A 17,321-nucleotide genomic window follows, 5' to 3' on the forward strand; every position below is an offset into this window, starting at 1 on the left:
AGCAGCACAACAGTCCGAAGGATGCATGAAAAGCGTGAAGCGGGCATGGATATCTGGTCGGGTGATTTGTTGAAATGACTTACGCAAGCAAAGCAGAAAAACCCCCACACCACCAGCCCGTACGCGACCTGCTGGCCAGTGGCGCGCAACTTTTGCGCGATGCGGGGGTGGAAAACCCCCGGCGGGAAGCACGCCTGCTTTTACAGCATGCTCTGGGAATAACGCCTGAGGCTCTGCTGGGTCTTTCCCAGTGTGAACAGGTTGCTGCGGAACCGTTTCTGGGCTGGATTGCCCGCCGGGCAAGGCACGAGCCGTTTGCCTATATTACGGGGAGTAAAGGGTTCTGGAGTCTTGATCTGGCAGTATCTCCAGCCTCTCTTGTACCAAGGGCGGATACGGAAACCCTGATTACCGCACTGCTGAATGCATATCCGGACCGCAATGCCCCCTTGTCGTTTCTGGATCTGGGTACGGGGTCGGGGTGTATTCTGCTGGCGGCTCTGACGGAATACCCACGGGCATGGGGTGTTGGGGTGGATATTAATCCGGCAGCAGCCGGTCTGGCCCATGCCAATGCCCGGCGTTGCAATATGGCTGGTCGTGCACTGGTTATGGCAGCCCGGTGGGGGGACGCTCTGGCCTCTCTGGCCCGTTTTGATGTTGTTTTCAGCAATCCTCCCTATATTCCTACATCAGACCTTGAAGGACTGATGGAGGAGGTCAGGGCGCATGAGCCCGTACGCGCGCTGGATGGTGGGTGTGACGGTCTGGACGCCTATCGTGACTTGTGCACCCGGCTGCCGCTTCTGCTGAGTGACAATGGGGTTGGTATTTTTGAAATCGGGATAGGGCAGGAACAGGCCCTGCGGGACATAGCCGCGCAGAGCGGGCTGAGTGTTGTACGTGTGCTGGATGATCTGGCCGGAATAGCCCGCTGTGTTGTGTTGGGTTATGGACGGCCATAAGCCAGAATATAAAAAAATCGGTTGGCTTTGTGGTTGTGCGTTGGTATTGTCGTGGGGCTCAGTCCTGCGGCAGAATTCAGATTAGCCAGATATGCCACGGTGGATGAGCGGTAAGGGCCTTTCTTCCGGCAATAAAAATGGATTGCCGCCAAAAGCCCATTCCGAAAAAACAATTCGGCCTTCATTCAGGAACATGCCTTTTGTATCGGACTGTTTCTTCATGCAAAGTGCCATGAACAGGAAAGCACTGTGATAAACCCATGAATGTAAAACGGATGCGTACCAGACACCATCGCTCCAACGGGAGTAATGGAGCGTCCAGGCAGTTGAATGGCCAGATTCCCATGAACCGGAATCATGTTTTTGACAGTCATGGCCCCGATGTGCGGGTCAGAGGCACAGCACAGCAGCTTTTTGAAAAATATCTCCAGCTTGGCCGTGATGCAACGGGGAGTGGTGATCGTGTGGCAGCGGAAGCCTACTTCCAGCATGCCGAGCATTATTTCCGTATTCTGAATGCCATGGCGCAGGCTGCGCAGCAAAGCCAGCAGGAACGCGCAGAGCGTCAGACGGCCCGGCCGCAGCGGGTATCATCCAACATGCCTGCGGATGAAGAAGACGACCAGACGGAAGCCGAAAACGAAGTGGGAACTGAGGTCAAGGACCTGTCGAGCGAACCGCAGCCTGAGCTGTCCGAGAGCTGATCCAGAATTCCGCTACCCTGCCTTCGCCCTGTTGACCATGGATATGGAGCAGGGTGGAGCAGGTCTGTCTGGTGTGGAGGTATGGACACAGGTATAGCAATGCCTGTTTGGTCTATTTGACCAGAAGGTAAAGACAATACTTTGATTTTCAGGGAATTTGGTAGCGGCGGAAGGATTTGAACCTCCGACCAAGGGATTATGATTCCCCTGCTCTACCACTGAGCTACGCCGCCATTGGTTGGTGGCGGTTATGTATCCGCTCCTGAAGGGGGCGTCAATCCATCTTGTCAGATTTTTTTTGAAAAAACTGATTGGTTGGAAGCAATTGGTTTACTGTTCCAGATTGCCTGCACCAAAAATATAGTTGCTTACCTGCTGTTCAAGACTGGAAGGTTCAAGTGTGTGGGTCATCATCTGCCCGGACTGGGTCAGGGTTGTGGCCTTTCCCGGCTCGATCATCAGTGCATTTTCGGAAGAGAGGGTGCTGCTGCCAATGGTCAGGATACTGTCTGTTGGCAGGTGGAGTGCGCTATCGAGCCGGAAGCGGACAATGGCCATCTGGGATGCGGGGTCCAGTGTAATACCGGATACGCGTCCAACTTTGACCCCGGCAATATCCACGTCCGCCCCGCGCGCCAGGCCGTTGGCTGATACAAAGCGGGCTGTGAGTTCATAGGATGATTTGCCCGGTGTCTTCTGGGTATTGATTGCGTACATACCAAACCCTGTTGCCGCAGCCAGAACCAGAGTGCTGCAAAGAATAGCGCCTATATGGTTTTGTCGGCTCATGGTTGGCTAAGACCCTTATCAGAAAGTATGCTTGCACGAAAAGTTAAACAGGACGAAATCCTTGCAGCACTTAGGCGCATGGTGCAAGGACAGCAGTCATATAACAGACCGTTTGGAACGCTAAACTTACATGTCCCTTTTTCAGGCACTTATCATGGCGCTGCTGCAGGGCGCTACAGAGCTTTTTCCTGTCAGCAGTCTTGGGCATGCTGTTGTCCTACCGTCTTTGCTGCACTGGTCGTATGATCTGCATGATCCGACCTTTCTGCCATTTCTGGTCATGTTGCATATGGGGACATCCGTCGCCCTGCTGATTTTTTTCTGGCAGGACTGGCGGGCTCTTTGCAAAGGGGCATTCGGAGCGTTCGGGCATCGTATCCAGTTGGAAAGCCTGCATATTCTTTGGTTGATCTGTCTGGCAACCGTGCCTGCGGTTATTGTTGGCGGTCTGTTTGAGCACTGGTTGCGCAGTGTGTTTGGCTCTGCATCTTCTGCGGCATTGTTTCTGTTCCTTAACGGGGTGCTGCTGCTGCTGGTTGAAAAACTGCGGAACCGTGTGGCCCATAAGGATGTGCGGTATCTGGCCAGCCTGACATCGCGTGATGCGCTGTTTATCGGGTTTTTCCAGTGCTTTGCTTTTTTCCCCGGTCTGTCACGCTCGGGGGCGACCATCTGTGGGGGGCTGCTGCGTGGGCTGCACCATGATTCGGCGGCACGTTTTTCGTTCCTCATGGCTCAGCCGGTCATTATTGCCGCAACAGTGCGCGAGGCGTTTAAAATGCGCCATACGCCCATTGACCCGGCCCAGATGCATATTGCCTTGCTGGCGGCTGTTGTGTCGGGGGCAACCGCTCTGGCGAGCACTGCTTTTCTGATGCGCTATTTCCGCAGGCATGACAGTTGGGCGATGTCGCCTTTTGCATGGTATTGTATGGTGGTTGGCGGGGCTGCGTTTCTGATATTCCACTTCGCACAGTAAGTCGTGGGCAGGATGAAGCGGGTGCGTGCTCCCTTGCTGCGCAAGACACTTGCCAGAATAGAGCTTGAAAACGGGCAGCAGCGTCTGAAAAAAACGCTGGGACCACTGCAGCTAACCACGCTGGGTGTGGGCTCAACCATTGGTGCTGGCATTTATGTCATGACCGGAACCGCCGCGGCCAACTATGCCGGTCCGTCCATTCTGCTGTCTTTTATTATTGCGGGTGTCGCCTGCCTGTTTACGGCTCTGTCCTATGCGGAACTGGCATCTGTTATGCCAGTGTCGGGGTCGGCCTACACGTATGCGTACGTGTCCATGGGAGAAGGGTGGGCATGGGCTGTTGGCTGGCTGCTGTTGATGGAATATGGCATTTCCTGCGCGGGGGTGGCAGCTGGTTTTTCGGGCTATGCAGCCAGTCTTCTGGATGATCTGGGCGTGCATGTTCCTCCCTTTTTGCATACCACAGCTCTGGAGGTGGTTTATCAGGGGGTGAACCGGCATATCGCAGGTCATCGGCAATGCGACCTGCTGGGGGCTTTGTCCATTGCCGTTGTAACCGGGCTACTGGTCGTGGGTGTGCGGGAATCCTTTAAAATCAATTCTCTCATTGTAGTGCTTAAGGTGGGGGTGCTGGCGGTTTTTGTGGCTTTGGGTGTCTGGCAAATGCACCCGGCTTACTGGACTCCGTTCATTCCTGCGTATCAGGGTGGTTTTCGATACGGTATTCCCGGTATTTTTCGCGCGGCGTCCGTTATCTTCTTTGCCTATGTCGGGTTTGAGGCTGTATCTACCGCTGCCGCCGAGGCTAAAAACCCCCGGCGGGACGTGCCGGTCGGTATTGTGCTGTCACTGGTGATCTGCACGGCGGTGTATATGGTGGTCGCTGCCGTGCTGATAGGCGTTGTGCCATGGCAGGCGCTGGATGTAGCGGACCCACTGGCCATTGCTGTTAACGCCATGCATCAGCCGTGGCTGGCCCTGTTTGTTAAAATTGGTGCGGTAATTGGCCTGTGTTCGGTGCTGATGGGTCTGTTATACGCCCAGAGCCGTATCTTTTTTGCCATGGCGGAAGATGGCCTGCTGTTTTCCATTTTTGCGCGTTTGCACTCGCGCTACCATACACCCTGGCTTGGCAGCATCATGCTGGGGAGTGTGGTGGCTCTGGTGACTGCCATCCTGCCGATTGATATTATTGGTGATCTGGTCAGCCTTGGAACGGCAACGGCGTTTGCTATTGTCTGCTTTACCGTAATATGGATGCGCAATACGGCCCCCGATTATAAGCGCGCTTTTGTTGTGCCTTTTGGCGGGTTTGTGCTGCGTAATATCTGGGTTGGCTATGTGCCGCTGCTTGGAATGGTCTTTTGCGGATTTATGGTCGCCCCCTTATGCTGGGAAATGGTACTGGCTTTTATGGGGGGTGACCCCGTACCCGTTTTACTGCTGACGGTTTATGCGTTGTGCGGGTGGAGCTGCTACCGTTTTTATGGTCGGCGGCATTCCCGCCTGGCGCAGGAGCACCGAGCCGCATTGGTGCAGGATGCGCTCAGTCATTAAGTGGGTAGGACGCCAGCAGTTTTTTATGTTCGCGCCACAGGCGTAGTCCGTACCACAGGTTTGTGGGCTTCCAGCCTGCGGCCTTGTTTTTTGCCCCTATGCGGTAGCTTTCTCCGTAATGCAGGAACTGCGCGGCATAGGCTTCGCGCAGGGTGGTTCTGGCATCCCAGATATGGATGGCTTCTGCGCCGACGCCATTGATTTCTATGATCTCAAAATTTTCACCACGGGCGAGGTCTTCCACACTGCGGAATTTCAGATCAATGCGTCCGAAATAAAAATCGGGAATATCCTGCATGATCCGGTCAATCCGCCGTGTCAGTTCAGGCGTAATGTCGGCTATGCCATTGCGAAAAATGGCGCCTTTGCAGTGATTGCCTGCAAAAACCAGATCGACCTTTTCCCCCGGGTCGGGAATGGTGTTCAGGCGGTGTTGCAGGCGAGGGGTATAAATATGGAGTACCTTGCTGGTGCGGGCATCCTGCCTGAGCAGTTCATGAATGGTGTTCCTGCCGTTGCCGATCAGGAAGGGGATATCCTTATATGTCAGGGAAGTCAGGCGGCCTGTGGGTTCGTCTGGATGACGGATGTAAAACAATCCGGCTTCATGCGGCCATGTGATCAGTCTTTGAATAACAAGCTCCACATTGCGTGGGAATGCGGCGCAGACCCGGGCCAGTTCCTCCCGCGTATGCACCAGCTTGACCCCCGTGCCGTTGCACCCGATGTCGGGTTTGACAACAACAGGGAAGGCCAGTCCCTTGGCGTGCATGGCCTGCGTGGCCTGGGCCAGATCGTTCTCGCCCGTGGTGAATGTCGTGTATGGGGCAATCCACTGTACCGCATAAGGGCCAGCCATATCCAGCAGGTCGCTTTTCTTTTCCCCACACAGGCCGCCGGTTGTTATGCGGGGGTTGGCGGCGGTGGGGAGCGTGACATCCCTGTAGCGGAGGCCAAGCAGAATCCAGTAGGCCACAACAGGCGTGTAAAATACCCAGCGCGGCCAGAACTCGAAGAGTGAGAGAGGGTTAGGGTGCTTGTCTTGTCGGGAGGGGAGCATGGGTAAGGTCATATCTTGTGCTTTTGGGTACGTGCAACCAGCCGCCCCACCAGAATGATGGCTGCCACAAAGCCAGCCACGCCAACCCAGCGCCATGCGCCAAGATGGGCGAGAAGAGCGGCCCCCACATGCAGGGAGAGCATGAAGAGCGCTGTAGTCCACAACAGGGTGGCGCAGAAGGTTGCTGCTGTAAAAACAGCCAGCCCGGCACGGAAAAAACCGCAAGCCGTATAAAGTGGCAGGCGTGTGCCCGGAATAAATCGGCTGACAAACACAACCACAAACAGGTTTCTGCCCAGCCATGCCTGCCGTGCCTGGGCGGAGGGAACGTTAATCCAGCGTTGTGCCGGTGGCCATCTGGCGGCCAGAGCGCCCAGAGCGTAAAGCCCCACATCGCCCAGAACAATGCCCGTGTACAGGGCGCTCAGGGCGACAGGAATACTGATCGTATGGAGGTGAACCTGAATGGCCGTAATAATGGTTGCCGCGTCCTCCAGCACAAAAGTTGCCAGAATAACGATCAGAACCTGCAAAAGAGGTTGTGTGGCAGTCAGTTCCAGAAAATGGTCAAGCACAACGGAGCCTGCTCTCCAACACGGCAGATTGCGGTCCAGCCTATGTGCAGAACCTGCGGCAACAGGCTCTTTTACACGACGCATGTCAAGTTTCTGGAAGAGGCGAATAAAAATCGGTATTGCATATGTTTGGCCAGAGTTCTGGCATGGATTAAAGCGGCCAGCACGGCCTGACACACAGGCAAAAGCAGGATAGTGTGTTTGCCTGTGTCGTCTGCAAAGCGGATCGTGCCTCATGTTACGTAGAAAATTTTTACTTGGTGGGGGGGGGCTGCTGCTGGCCTCACCTGTTTGTGTGCGGCATGCTGCGCAGGGTGCGACTGGCAGTTATGCCACATTTCTGGCCGGGGTCAGGCGGGAGGCCGTGGGGCAGGGGGTTTCTGCCTCCGTGGTTGCGCAGGCACTGGCACCATTACATGGCCCTAACCCCAAGGTATTGCAGGCGGACAGGCACCAGCCTGAATTCACCCTGACATGGGCGCAGTACAAAGACCGCGTTCTGAGCGAAAAAAAACTGAATGATGGTCTGGCCGCCATTCAGCAGCGTACGGACCTGCTGGGGCGGATCAGCGGGCTTTATGGTGTTGCTCAGGGCGCTATTGCGGGCATATGGGGGCTGGAATCCGCGTATGGCACCCGTATGGGTACGTTCTCGGTGATCGATGCGCTGGCAACGCTGGCGTATGATGGACGACGTGCCGGTTTTTTTCGTACGGAACTGCTCAAGGCGCTCCATGTGGTGGAGCAGGCCGGGGTTGCTCCAGCCCATATGCTCGGTAGTTATGCAGGGGCCATGGGGCAGCCGCAGTTCATGCCCAGTGCCTATATGCGTTATGCGGCCAGCTATCCTGCAGGCGGGCGTGCGGATATCTGGCATAATGAAGGCGATGTGTTTGCCTCCATTGCCAACTATCTGGCCCGGTGCGGCTGGCAGGCCGGGCAGCCATGGGGGGAAGGTGTTGTATTGCCCGATACCCTGGAGCAGTCCCTGCTGGGGCGCAATCACGTAAGACCGCTTGCATGGTGGGAGCAGCACGGAGTAAGGCCCCGTGCGGGAGGGTTTGATGCCTCATTACAGGAAGGCGCAGTCATCCGCCCTGATGGGCCGGGTGGCGAGGCATTTATTGTTTACCACAATTTTAACGTGATCCGACGGTACAATCCATCAGATTTTTATGCATTGGCCGTAGGGCTTCTGGGTGATGCCATAACGTGAAAAAAGTCGTTTTCTGGGGTTGCCTGCTGCTGGCATCGTGTTCTCCAGCACCAGCGCCCCATCCGGATGTGCATTATACGGTTGGGGCCGCATGGCATGTGCCGGGCCAGTGGTTTTATCCGCGGGAGGAGTTTGCCTGGCAGGGAACCGGTCTTGCCGTACGTCAGGACGGGCGTGAGGGAGAACTGACAGCCGATGGCGAGGTGCGCAGCATGGCTACCATGACGGCCAGCCACCCCACACTCCAGTTACCCGCCATTGTGACCGTTACAAATCTGGAAAACGGACGACAGGTGCGTGTAAGGGTGAACGACCGTGGTCCTGCGCAAATAGGTCGTACACTGGCTTTGTCCACTCAGGCTGCCAATCTGCTTGGAATGGGTGCAGGTCCAGCACAGGTTCGGATTGTGGAGGATGAGGTCGCCAGCCGCCAACTGGCTGAAACCCTGCCCGGAGGGGTCGCCCTGCAAATTGATGCGGCTCCCCGGGAGCAGGTTGTTCAGTCCAGTCTTGGCGGGAGTGGTGGCGTTTCGGTCGTGGCGATTGGTGGAGGGGCGGAGAATACCCCTGCGCCTGCAGGCGCGCGGCTGGGAGAGCTCCCGGTGGCCTATGCACAGGGCTATGCGGCTCCTGGCATGCTTTGGGTAGAAACCATGGATTTTACCTCCCGCTCTGCTGCGGTCATGCAGGCTGGTGGCCATGGTGGCGTGGTTAGGCCCATTATGTCAGGCCAAAGCATGATGTGGGCTGTCCGGCAGGGACCGTTTGCGACTATAAGTGCCGCAGACGCAGCCCTTAAACGGGCATTGGCTAATGGTTTTAATGGTTCTCACATCGTCGTCGAATAGGGAATGACTTTGCAGACTCGACGGTTTTTACTCGCAGGGGGCACCGCCCTTTTTTCTGGCAGCTTTGTAGGGGGTGCCGTGGCGCGCCCCCGGCACAAGGCTGCTCCCTCGGCCGCGCCCGAGACACCCGCAGCCACCGGAGGTGCTGTGCCCGAAACACCGGCCACCACGCCGGTAGGGCCGGTGGATACAATGGCGCGCTGGGCCTGTATTCTGGATTATGGCAGCGGGGCTGCCGTGCTGGAAAAAAATGCGGATGAACGTATGCCGCCCTCATCCCTGACCAAGATGATGACAGCCTATGTCACTTTTGGCATGTTGCGAGCGGGGCGGCTCAAGCTAGACCAGATGCTGCCGGTCAGTGAGCGTGCATGGCGCATGCAGGGTTCCAAAATGTTCGTCCCGCTGGGGCAGAGTGTTGCGGTGCAGGATCTTGTTCAGGGCATGATTATCCAGTCCGGTAATGATGCATGTATTGTTCTCTCTGAAGGGATTTCTGGCTCCCAGGAGCAGTTTGTCACGCTGATGAATGATACGGCAGCCAAGCTGGGGCTGACCAATTCGCACTTCATGAATGCAACGGGCTGGCCTGCAGAAAACCATTACATGTCCGCGCGGGATGTGGCGTATCTTGCATTGCGCCTGATTCATGATTTTCCCGAATATTATCATTTCTTTTCGGAAAAAGAGTTCGTTTTTAACAAAATTCATCAGGAAAACCGTAATAGTCTTGTGGTCAAGGGTCTGGCAGACGGACTGAAGACCGGACACACGGATGCCGGTGGGTTTGGCCTGTGCGCCTCTTCCGAGCGGGATGGGCGGCGTATTGTCATGGCCATTAACGGTCTGCCGAGTGATGGCGCACGCGGGCGCGAAGGTGAACGCCTGATGGGGTGGGCATTTGCGAATTTCGAAACAGCCCAGATCATCAATAAAGGTGAGGCCGTAGAGCAGGCTCCCGTCTGGATGGGGGTGAGCCAGACCGTACCTCTGGTTGCTGCTCAGGAGTTCAGAATGCTGTTGCCACATGGCTGGAAAAACAGCACGCATGTGGCCATAGACTATGACAGCCCGCTTATTGCACCTGTGAGCGAAGGGCAGGTCGTGGGGCAGTTAAGTGTGATTCTGCCCGGCGGTAGAAAAGCCAGTATTCCACTTGTGGCAGGGCAGGGCGTGCCTGCTCTTGGCCTGCTCGGGCGGGCCGCAAGACGGCTGCACCTTTAAACCATGAAGTCTGGCCTGTTCATAACGCTTGAGGGGGGGGAAGGCGTTGGTAAATCCACGCAGCTCCGCCTGCTCAGGGATGCTCTGCAATCCCATGGATACAGGGTGCTGGCTACGCGGGAGCCTGGTGGGTCCGCGGGTGCGGAAGACCTGCGGCAGCTGCTGCTGTTTGGCAAAAATCCCCTGTCCCTCCGTGCGGAAATACTGACGCATTTTGCCGCACGGTTTGACCATGTGGATACGGTTATCCGCCCGGCTCTGGCAGAGGGGCGGATCGTGCTGTGTGACCGGTTTACAGACTCGACCATGGCCTATCAGGGCTACGGCCGGGCGGAGGGGCAGCCTGCCATTCTGGACCTGATTGCCGCGTTGCAGGCCCGGTTGGGCCTGATGCCGGATATGACCTTCCTGCTGCAAGCGCCAAGGGAGATCACACGGCAAAGGTTGGCCGTGCGCGGAGTGCCTACAGACCGTTACGAACAGGCAGATGAAGCCTTCCACGCCCGTATTGCCGCAGGGTTTAGGGCAATAGCGGACCAGCAGCCCGGGCGCGTAAAGTGCATCACAACCGCCAATCATAGTCAGGAAGCCGTGAGCAGCCTGATCATGAAGGAAGTTTTACCCAGATTGCCCCATGTCTGATGCGCCGGGCCTGTCCCCCCGCGTAGCTTCGCTCCAGTTGCAGGGGCATGATGCCGAACTGGCATTGTTCAGGGGTTCACTCGCCAAAGGCCGTATGCCCCATGCATGGCTGGTGAGCGGACCACCTGGTGTTGGCAAGGCCACGTTTGCTTTTGCTCTGGCCCGTATCCTGCTGGGAGGCATGGAGGCGGAAAATCCGGTTGCTCGTCGTATTTCCGCCGCCAGCCATGCTGATCTGCTGGTGGTAGAGCGCGGTTATGATGAAAAAAAACAGCGCTACCGGCAGGAAATTGTTGCCGATGATGTGCGCCCGATTAACGCTTTTTTGCGCCGGACGGCAGCCGAAGGGGGCTGGCGTGTGGTCATTGTGGATGGCGCGGAGTGGATGAACCGCAGCGCTGCGAACGCCGTGCTGAAAATTCTGGAGGAACCCCCGCCCGCTACTGTGTTGATTCTGACCAGTTCTGCGCCGGGCAGGTTATTGCCGACCATACGCAGCCGTTGCCGCAGGCTTGAGCTTTCTCCTCTGCCAGATGCGCCCATGCAGCGCGTACTGCATTTTTTATGGCCAGACCTGCCTGCACAGGATTTTGCACGCATTGTCTCACAATCGCATGGAGCACCGGGCAAGGCTGTGGCATTACTGGTGGATACAGGTGGTGGCATAGCCGCTCTGGTTGCCGAGGTGTTGCAAGGAACGCCCCCCCTGCGGGGTTATGAAATTGCAGAGGCCGTTTTGCGCAGGGATGAGGGTTTTGGCCTTTTTTTTGCCCTGCTGGGCGACCAGTTGCAAAGCGCGGCGCGGCAGGCCGCAAAGGCTGGGAACCGCCAGTGTATGACCCTTGCTGCCGCGTGGGAGCAGATTATGCGCGTTCACACCGAGACGGAACGCTTTAATCTGGATAAACAGGAAGCCCTTATTGAAGCCATGACGATTGCGAGCCCAGAATGACCCGTCGTTTCTATGTGACCACCCCTATTTATTACGTGAACGGAGCACCGCATATCGGTCACGCCTACACGTCCATTGCCGCGGATGTTATGGCGCGTTTTCATCGTTTGGCGGGGGATGATGTTTTTTTTCTGACGGGTACGGACGAGCACGGGCAAAAAGTGGAGCAGGCAGCGCAGGCAGCAGGCGTGGCCCCCAGCGCGTTTGCGGATAGCGTTTCGGCCAACTTCCGCGCCATGGCTGATGCCATGGCCATTTCGTACGATGACTTTATCCGCACGACCGAGCCCCGCCATATTGCCAGCGCGCAGGCTTTGTGGCGCAAGGTAGCCGATAATGGCGCCATTTATCTGGATGCGTACGAAGGCTGGTACGCCCTGCGTGATGAATGTTTTTATGGCGAAGATGAACTGGTGGCAGGGCCAGACGGTAAAAAGGTCGCTCCCACCGGTGCGCCGGTGGAGTGGGTCAAGGAGCCATCCTATTTTTTTCGTCTCTCCGATTATCAGGACCGTCTGCTGGAGCTGTACGAGCAGCATCCGGAGTTTCTGGGGCCGCACGGGGCGCGCAACGAGATTATCAGCTTTGTCAAACAGGGACTGCGCAACCTTTCCATCAGCCGTACGAGTTTTAAATGGGGTATTCCCGTTCCCGGCGATGAGCGGCACGTCATGTATGTGTGGTTTGATGCGCTGGCCAATTACCTGAGTGCGCTGGGCTACCCGGATCCGGACGCCCCACGCATGGCGTACTGGCCTGCCAGCCTGCACCTTGTGGGGAAGGATATTGCACGCTTCCATGCCATTTACTGGCCTGCCTTCCTTATGGCTGCGGGTATTGACCTGCCCAAAAAGGTTTTTGCCAATGGCTGGTGGACCATTGAAGGCCAGAAGATGAGCAAATCCCTGGGCAACGTGGTGGATCCCAGAGAACTGGTGGCAGAGTTCGGGCTGGATGCCGTTCGTTTTTTTGTGCTGCGTGAGGTGCCCTTCGGCGGGGATAGTGACCTGTCCCGCAAGGCGCTGATCATGCGTAATAATGTGGAACTTGCCAACGATCTGGGCAATCTGGCGCAGCGGACCCTCTCTCTGGTTGCGCGTAATTGTGGAGGTATTCTGCCAGAACGCCGGACCCTGACGGAAGAGGATACAAAACTTCTGGGGCAGGTGATGGTTCTGCCGCAGCTTCTGGCCGCGCAGTTTGAGCGGTGTGCGCTAACCGATGCGCTGGAAGATGTGTGGAAGGTCATTCGCGCCTGTAACGCTTATATCGACCATCAGGCCCCATGGGCGCTTCGCAAGACGGATGTGGAGCGTATGGCCGATGTACTGCGCGTTCTGCTGGATGCGTTGCGCGGGATTGCCACCGTACTCCAGCCCTTTATGCCGGACAGCATGGCCCGCATGCTTGACCAGCTTGGTGTGGCGCAGGAGGAGCGGACATTGGCAGCCCTTGAGGTTGCTTTGCCGGGCGGGCGGCAACTGCCTGCACCGCAGGGTATCTTCCCCCGCTATGTTGAACCGGAACAGTCATGACTGATGTTAGCATGCCCGGACTGATCGACTCCCATTGCCATCTCGATCATTTTTCGGACGAGGAACTGCCAGCTCTGCTCGATGCGGCCAAAGAGGCGGGGCTGAGCGGTATGGTCACTATTGGCACGCGTCTGTCCAATGCGCCCGAACAGAAGCGGCTCACACAGTTTTCTCGCCCGGACATGCGGGTATGGTGCACGGTCGGCACGCACCCCGACCACGTGGAAGAAGCTCCAGTGCCGGAGGTCCAGAACATTGTAGCACTGGCCGACACCCCCGAAGTGATTGGCATAGGGGAGACGGGGCTGGATTATTTTCATGGGCAGGAGGCTGTTCGTCCTCTCCAGCAGGAGAGCTTCCGCAGGCATATCCAGGCTGCCCGTGTGCTGGAAATCCCCGTTATCATCCACGCGCGGCAGGCCGATGCGGATGTAGCGGCAATTCTGGAGGATGAGACCGCCAAAGGCGCTTTTCCCATTCTGCTTCATTGCTTTGCCTCTGGTCCCGAACTGGCGGGCAGGGTGGTGGCCCTTGGTGGGTATGTCAGTTTTTCAGGTATTGCGACTTTCCCCAAATGTGAGGAAATCCGGAGTGTTGCCCGTGACCTGCCCATAGAACGCATTCTGGTGGAAACAGATGCTCCTTATCTGGCCCCCGTGCCCCAGCGGGGCAGGCGGAACCAGCCTGCCTTTGTGGCGCATACGGCAGGCTGCATTGCGCGTGAGCGGGACTTGGAAGTGGCAGCATTTACCGAGCAGACAACGCGGAACTTCTTCAGGCTGTTTCGTAAGGTTCGCTAACACGGGAGTAAGCCGGATATGAGGGTTAGTGTGCTTGGATGTGGTGGGTCGTCTGGCGTGCCTGCACTTGGCGGCCCGGACGGACATGGCCAGTGGGGTGCATGCGATCCGGCTGAACCTCGCAACAGGCGCAGCCGTGCATCCATTTTTTTGCGGATGGAGGATGGCTGCGGGGTTCTGGTCGATACCGGGCCAGACCTGCGTGCCCAGTTGCTTGCGCAGGGTATCAGCACGTTCGAGAACGTAATTTACACGCATGCTCATGCGGACCATGTTGCCGGTCTGGACGAACTCAGAGGTATTAACCGCCAGATTGGCAAGGCCATTACTGCGTATGGTACCGCCGAAGTGCTGGGGGAGTTGAAGGAGCGGTTTGGCTATGTTTTCAAACCCGGCACAACGCCGTACTTTTTCCGGGCGACGCTGGATGCCCAGCCTGTTCTGTGGGGGCAGCAGGTGACTATTGGCGGGTACGCTTTTACCCTGTTCGAGCAGAACCACGGTTACGCAACGTCCACGGGGCTTCGGTGTGGAGCGTTTGCCTATAGTACGGATGTAGTGGAACTACCCGAGCAGTCTGTGGCATGTTTGCGCGGTGTCCATACATGGATGGTGGACTGCTTCCAGAAAACGCCACATGGCGCCCATGCCTGGCTTGACCGGGTCATGGAGTGGAAAGCCCTGATCCAGCCAGAGCGCGTTATACTGACCCATATGGGGGCGGAAATGGACTGGGAATGGATGCGCCAACACCTGCCTCCGGGGGTGGAGGCAGCATGGGACGGCATGAGCTTTGAACTCCCCGACCCTCCTCACGCCGGATGAGGAGGGGCTGGCCCATTTATGGAACGGCGGCCTAGCGGCTCATCAGCACTGTAATGTCAGCGCTTTCCAGCACATGGCGGGTAACACCCCCCAGAATGAGCTGACGCAGGCGGGAGTGTGAGTAGGCTCCCATGGCCAGCATATCAGCCTCGAACTCCCGGCAGGCTGCCAGCAGTCCTTTCCCGACATCACGCTCAACGGGCTGAAACTCGGCCGTATCCGCCTTAATGCTGTGGGCGGCCAGATATTCCACCACGTCTTTTGCGCTGGGGCCACGGCGCTGGTAGTCCCCGCAGTGCAGCACCCGCACGGCTTCAGCCGTTTGCGCCCATGCCAGTGCGCCACGCAGGGCCGAGGAAGATTCGGCCGTTCCATTCCAGCCAATGCAGACGCGCCTGATCAGCCCGACCGGTACGGTGCGGGGGGCCATAACTACGGGACGTCCGCTGTCAAACAGAACAGCGTGCAGCGTTTCGGAGGAGGAGACTTCATCGCCCGAATTAGGGTGCGGCACCAGAGTAAAGTCCGACAGGCGGGCCTGTGCGGGAATAATTTCGCTCTCCGCGCCACGGAGAACGGTAAAGCTGATGCTTGGAGCCGCATCGGGGTAGGCACTGTGTAGTGGCACAATCTTTATGTCGGGGTTGGTGGTGGTATAGCGCTCGAACAGTGTGTGTACGTCATGGGCATGGCGGGCGCTTTCATGGTCAGCCGAGCGCATCAGGTCTTCCACCATGGCACCGGACATGCCTTCCCCGGCCAGTGGGGCTATGTCACGCCCATCGGGGCGTACGTGCAGGACGGCAAGGTGCGCGCCAAAACGGCGGGCAAAATTACCACCACGTACCAGAGCGGCCTCGGCATTGGACGTGCTGGGGAGTGGAAGCAGAATTTTGCGGACGTCTTTCATAGTGTCGCTCCTTTGAATATCTGTGTGCGCGGCGCGCAGAGAAAGGGGAGGAAACGGCGTGACAGCTTATGGGTATAACCGTGTGACGTCCCATCCGTTCCCGTGGTGTTCCCATATGGCCCGATCATGCAGGCGGTATGGGCGTTCCTGCCAGAATTCAAAATGCTGCGGGCTTACCCGGTAGCCTGACCAGTTTTTGGGGCGGGGAATAGGAGCGCTGCCAAATTCTTCTTCCGCGTTTTTCAGGCGCTGTTCAAAAATATCACGGTCGGCCAGAGGGCGGGACTGGTCGGAGGCAATGGCTCCAAGCTGGGACATACGGCTCCGACTCGCAAAATAGGCATCGGCCTCCTCGGGGGAGACTGGCGTTATGTCTCCTTCGATTCGGATCTGGCGGCGCAGGCTTTTCCAGTGGAACAGCAGGGCAGCGCAGGGATTGGCCTCAAGCTCACGCCCCTTACGGCTGAACATGTTGGTATAAAAAACAAACCCCCGGCGGTCATGTCCTTTGAGCAGAACAATCCGCGCAGAGGGGCGACCATCGGCGGTGGCTGTTGCAAGCACCATGGCGTTGGGGTCACAGGGCTCCGCTTTTTCTGCGTCATGCATCCATGTGTCAAAGAGTGTGAACGGGTCTGCACTCAGGTCGATCAGGGGATGATCAACAAAGGGGACAGTGGGAGCGGCTGGGTCTGTTTCCGGCATGGTTCGGACTCTTGTCTAAATGTCATGGAAAGGGGCGTTGCCCGCTTTCCTATGTGATTCCATACTCCTGCCGGATGCGAGTTTAAAGCGTATCCATGCGTGTTTGGGCTTGTTTCACACGCCGGTGTGTGCGACCACGCCTACAGAAAACCCAGAATTTTTTCCGAAACAAGTAGGTTGAGGTTCCCACATGTCTTCTCCCAACGCCGAGCTGCCCGTAAAAGGTACGCTGATGAAGGGCAAAAAAGGTCTGGTGATGGGTGTTGCCAATGACCGTTCTCTTGCTTGGGGCATTGCATCCGCAGTGGCCGCTCAGGGGGGCGAGCTGGCTTTTACCTATCAGGGCGAGGCGTTGGGCAAGCGCGTGCAGCCTTTGGCGGACAGTGTTGGCGCCAGTCTGGTCCTCCCATGCGACGTTACCGATGATGCCGCCATTGACGAAACATTCGCCACGATCGAACGCGAATGGGGCGAACTCGACTTTGTTGTTCACGCCATTGGCTGGGCAGACAAGCAGTTCCTGCGTGGGCGCTATGTGGACACACCGCGCGCCGCATTCCTGACTGCGCTGGATATTTCGTGCTATTCTTTTACGGCAGTTGCACGGCGTGCGGCGGCCCTGATGAAGAATGGCGGCTCGCTGCTTACCCTCACCTATCTGGGGGCGGAACGTGTCATGCCGCATTACAATGTCATGGGTGTTGCCAAGGCGGCTCTCGAGGCTTCCGTGCGTTACATGGCAGCGGATCTTGGGTCTGAAGGTATCCGCGTGAACGCGGTTTCCGCAGGGCCGGTCAAAACACTTGCCGCCAGCGGTATCGGGGATTTCCGGTATATTCTGAAGTGGAACCAGTATAACGCGCCACTTGAGCGCAATGTTATGCTGGAAGAAGTGGGCGGGGCAGGGCTTTATATGCTTTCCGACCTGTCCTCCGGTGTGACGGGCGAAGTGCATCATGTGGACTGCGGCTACCATATGGTCGGTATGAAAAATCCAGCCGCTCCCGATATCTCTGTTGTCGGAGACTAAGCTCA

At 57.2% G+C, this 17,321-nt stretch carries 19 protein-coding genes and 1 tRNA gene; 13 read left to right on the forward strand and 7 right to left on the reverse strand.

Going from position 1 to position 17,321, the window contains the following annotated elements; translation table 11 throughout:
• Nucleotides 1-74 precede the first annotated feature (74 nt).
• Nucleotides 75-965, forward strand: coding sequence for a peptide chain release factor N(5)-glutamine methyltransferase (prmC, locus tag PY793_RS02450; RefSeq protein WP_275176513.1), 891 nt, complete (start codon nt 75-77; stop codon nt 963-965).
• A gap of 81 nt (nt 966-1,046) precedes the next feature.
• Here the strand turns inward: prmC and PY793_RS02455 are convergent, their stop codons facing one another.
• A complete protein-coding gene (locus PY793_RS02455; RefSeq protein ID WP_275176514.1) occupies nt 1,047-1,187 on the reverse strand; it encodes a hypothetical protein in 141 nt (46 codons plus the stop codon).
• Between the two features lie 38 nt (nt 1,188-1,225).
• Between PY793_RS02455 and PY793_RS02460 the strand changes: the two genes are divergently transcribed.
• Entirely contained in the window at nt 1,226-1,669 is a 444-nt protein-coding gene (locus PY793_RS02460; RefSeq protein ID WP_275176515.1) for a DUF4167 domain-containing protein, read from the forward strand.
• Nucleotides 1,670-1,827: 158 nt separating this feature from the next.
• On the opposite strand, the gene PY793_RS02465 is transcribed toward PY793_RS02460, so the two are convergent.
• Nucleotides 1,828-1,902: transfer RNA gene (locus PY793_RS02465), tRNA-Met, on the reverse strand.
• Between the two features lie 97 nt (nt 1,903-1,999).
• A complete protein-coding gene (locus PY793_RS02470) occupies nt 2,000-2,458 on the reverse strand; it encodes an MlaD family protein (RefSeq protein ID WP_275176516.1) in 459 nt (152 codons plus the stop codon).
• A 130-nt stretch (nt 2,459-2,588) separates the two neighbouring features.
• Here PY793_RS02470 and PY793_RS02475 point away from each other — a divergent pair, with 130 nt between their 5' ends.
• Complete coding sequence (locus PY793_RS02475) at nt 2,589-3,437, forward strand: undecaprenyl-diphosphate phosphatase (protein WP_275176517.1); 849 nt, start codon at nt 2,589-2,591, stop codon at nt 3,435-3,437.
• Nucleotides 3,438-3,449: 12 nt separating this feature from the next.
• Nucleotides 3,450-4,994 carry an amino acid permease gene (locus PY793_RS02480; protein ID WP_275176518.1) on the forward strand — a complete coding sequence of 515 codons (1,545 nt, stop codon included), beginning with the start codon at nt 3,450-3,452 and terminating at the stop codon, nt 4,992-4,994.
• On the opposite strand, the gene PY793_RS02485 is transcribed toward PY793_RS02480, so the two are convergent.
• On the reverse strand, nt 4,984-6,066 hold the full coding sequence (locus tag PY793_RS02485; protein WP_275176519.1) for an ATP-grasp domain-containing protein: 1,083 nt from the start codon (nt 6,064-6,066) through the stop codon (nt 4,984-4,986). The genes PY793_RS02480 and PY793_RS02485 overlap by 11 nt on opposite strands.
• Nucleotides 6,063-6,629 (reverse strand): DedA family protein, encoded by a 567-nt coding sequence (locus tag PY793_RS02490; protein ID WP_275176690.1) that lies wholly within the window; start codon nt 6,627-6,629, stop codon nt 6,063-6,065. Before PY793_RS02490 ends, PY793_RS02485 begins: the two co-directional genes overlap by 4 nt.
• 235 nt (nt 6,630-6,864) lie before the next feature.
• On the opposite strand from PY793_RS02490, the gene PY793_RS02495 reads away from it, so the two are divergent.
• The 8 genes from PY793_RS02495 to PY793_RS02530 are packed head-to-tail and all read left to right on the forward strand — an operon-like array spanning nt 6,865 to nt 14,671.
• Nucleotides 6,865-7,845, forward strand: a complete 981-nt coding sequence (locus PY793_RS02495) for a lytic murein transglycosylase (RefSeq protein WP_275176520.1) — start codon at nt 6,865-6,867, stop codon at nt 7,843-7,845.
• Complete coding sequence (locus PY793_RS02500) at nt 7,842-8,693, forward strand: septal ring lytic transglycosylase RlpA family protein (RefSeq protein ID WP_275176521.1); 852 nt, start codon at nt 7,842-7,844, stop codon at nt 8,691-8,693. Before PY793_RS02495 ends, PY793_RS02500 begins: the two co-directional genes overlap by 4 nt.
• Before the next feature lie 3 nt (nt 8,694-8,696).
• Nucleotides 8,697-9,917 (forward strand): D-alanyl-D-alanine carboxypeptidase family protein, encoded by a 1,221-nt coding sequence (locus tag PY793_RS02505; protein WP_275176522.1) that lies wholly within the window; start codon nt 8,697-8,699, stop codon nt 9,915-9,917.
• A 3-nt stretch (nt 9,918-9,920) separates the two neighbouring features.
• Entirely contained in the window at nt 9,921-10,559 is a 639-nt protein-coding gene (tmk, locus tag PY793_RS02510) for a dTMP kinase (RefSeq protein WP_275176523.1), read from the forward strand.
• Nucleotides 10,552-11,511 carry a DNA polymerase III subunit delta' gene (locus PY793_RS02515; RefSeq protein ID WP_275176524.1) on the forward strand — a complete coding sequence of 320 codons (960 nt, stop codon included), beginning with the start codon at nt 10,552-10,554 and terminating at the stop codon, nt 11,509-11,511. The genes tmk and PY793_RS02515 overlap by 8 nt, the downstream gene beginning before the upstream one ends.
• Complete coding sequence (metG, locus tag PY793_RS02520; RefSeq protein WP_275176525.1) at nt 11,508-13,046, forward strand: methionine--tRNA ligase; 1,539 nt, start codon at nt 11,508-11,510, stop codon at nt 13,044-13,046. The genes PY793_RS02515 and metG overlap by 4 nt, the downstream gene beginning before the upstream one ends.
• A gap of 11 nt (nt 13,047-13,057) precedes the next feature.
• Nucleotides 13,058-13,846 carry a TatD family hydrolase gene (locus tag PY793_RS02525; protein WP_275176691.1) on the forward strand — a complete coding sequence of 263 codons (789 nt, stop codon included), beginning with the start codon at nt 13,058-13,060 and terminating at the stop codon, nt 13,844-13,846.
• An 18-nt stretch (nt 13,847-13,864) separates the two neighbouring features.
• The gene (locus tag PY793_RS02530) at nt 13,865-14,671 is read left to right on the forward strand and encodes an MBL fold metallo-hydrolase (RefSeq protein ID WP_275176526.1); all 807 of its coding nucleotides are present in this window, start codon (nt 13,865-13,867) and stop codon (nt 14,669-14,671) included.
• Nucleotides 14,672-14,702: 31 nt separating this feature from the next.
• Here the strand turns inward: PY793_RS02530 and PY793_RS02535 are convergent, their stop codons facing one another.
• On the reverse strand, nt 14,703-15,581 hold the full coding sequence (locus tag PY793_RS02535; protein WP_275176527.1) for a universal stress protein: 879 nt from the start codon (nt 15,579-15,581) through the stop codon (nt 14,703-14,705).
• A 66-nt stretch (nt 15,582-15,647) separates the two neighbouring features.
• The gene (gene pdxH, locus PY793_RS02540) at nt 15,648-16,286 is read right to left on the reverse strand and encodes a pyridoxamine 5'-phosphate oxidase (RefSeq protein ID WP_275176528.1); all 639 of its coding nucleotides are present in this window, start codon (nt 16,284-16,286) and stop codon (nt 15,648-15,650) included.
• A 190-nt stretch (nt 16,287-16,476) separates the two neighbouring features.
• Between pdxH and fabI the strand changes: the two genes are divergently transcribed.
• The gene (gene fabI / locus PY793_RS02545; protein WP_166109984.1) at nt 16,477-17,316 is read left to right on the forward strand and encodes an enoyl-ACP reductase FabI; all 840 of its coding nucleotides are present in this window, start codon (nt 16,477-16,479) and stop codon (nt 17,314-17,316) included.
• The last annotated feature ends 5 nt before the right edge of the window (nt 17,317-17,321 follow it).

The organism is Acetobacter fabarum, assembly GCF_029069195.1.
In the GTDB taxonomy this organism is placed as follows: domain Bacteria; phylum Pseudomonadota; class Alphaproteobacteria; order Acetobacterales; family Acetobacteraceae; genus Acetobacter; species Acetobacter fabarum_A.

Excerpts from the sequence above, each read along its gene's own strand:
- prmC (WP_275176513.1), top strand. The coding sequence starts at position 75 with ATGACTTACGCAAGCAAAGCAGAAAAACCCCCACACCACCAGCCCGTA.
- PY793_RS02455 (WP_275176514.1), bottom strand. The coding sequence starts at position 1,187 with ATGAAGAAACAGTCCGATACAAAAGGCATGTTCCTGAATGAAGGCCGA.
- PY793_RS02460 (WP_275176515.1), top strand. The coding sequence starts at position 1,226 with ATGAATGTAAAACGGATGCGTACCAGACACCATCGCTCCAACGGGAGT.
- PY793_RS02470 (WP_275176516.1), bottom strand. The coding sequence starts at position 2,458 with ATGAGCCGACAAAACCATATAGGCGCTATTCTTTGCAGCACTCTGGTT.
- PY793_RS02475 (WP_275176517.1), top strand. The coding sequence starts at position 2,589 with ATGTCCCTTTTTCAGGCACTTATCATGGCGCTGCTGCAGGGCGCTACA.
- PY793_RS02480 (WP_275176518.1), top strand. The coding sequence starts at position 3,450 with ATGAAGCGGGTGCGTGCTCCCTTGCTGCGCAAGACACTTGCCAGAATA.
- PY793_RS02485 (WP_275176519.1), bottom strand. The coding sequence starts at position 6,066 with ATGACCTTACCCATGCTCCCCTCCCGACAAGACAAGCACCCTAACCCT.
- PY793_RS02495 (WP_275176520.1), top strand. The coding sequence starts at position 6,865 with ATGTTACGTAGAAAATTTTTACTTGGTGGGGGGGGGCTGCTGCTGGCC.
- PY793_RS02505 (WP_275176522.1), top strand. The coding sequence starts at position 8,697 with ATGACTTTGCAGACTCGACGGTTTTTACTCGCAGGGGGCACCGCCCTT.
- tmk (WP_275176523.1), top strand. The coding sequence starts at position 9,921 with ATGAAGTCTGGCCTGTTCATAACGCTTGAGGGGGGGGAAGGCGTTGGT.
- PY793_RS02515 (WP_275176524.1), top strand. The coding sequence starts at position 10,552 with ATGTCTGATGCGCCGGGCCTGTCCCCCCGCGTAGCTTCGCTCCAGTTG.
- metG (WP_275176525.1), top strand. The coding sequence starts at position 11,508 with ATGACCCGTCGTTTCTATGTGACCACCCCTATTTATTACGTGAACGGA.
- PY793_RS02525 (WP_275176691.1), top strand. The coding sequence starts at position 13,058 with ATGCCCGGACTGATCGACTCCCATTGCCATCTCGATCATTTTTCGGAC.
- PY793_RS02530 (WP_275176526.1), top strand. The coding sequence starts at position 13,865 with ATGAGGGTTAGTGTGCTTGGATGTGGTGGGTCGTCTGGCGTGCCTGCA.
- PY793_RS02535 (WP_275176527.1), bottom strand. The coding sequence starts at position 15,581 with ATGAAAGACGTCCGCAAAATTCTGCTTCCACTCCCCAGCACGTCCAAT.
- pdxH (WP_275176528.1), bottom strand. The coding sequence starts at position 16,286 with ATGCCGGAAACAGACCCAGCCGCTCCCACTGTCCCCTTTGTTGATCAT.
- fabI (WP_166109984.1), top strand. The coding sequence starts at position 16,477 with ATGTCTTCTCCCAACGCCGAGCTGCCCGTAAAAGGTACGCTGATGAAG.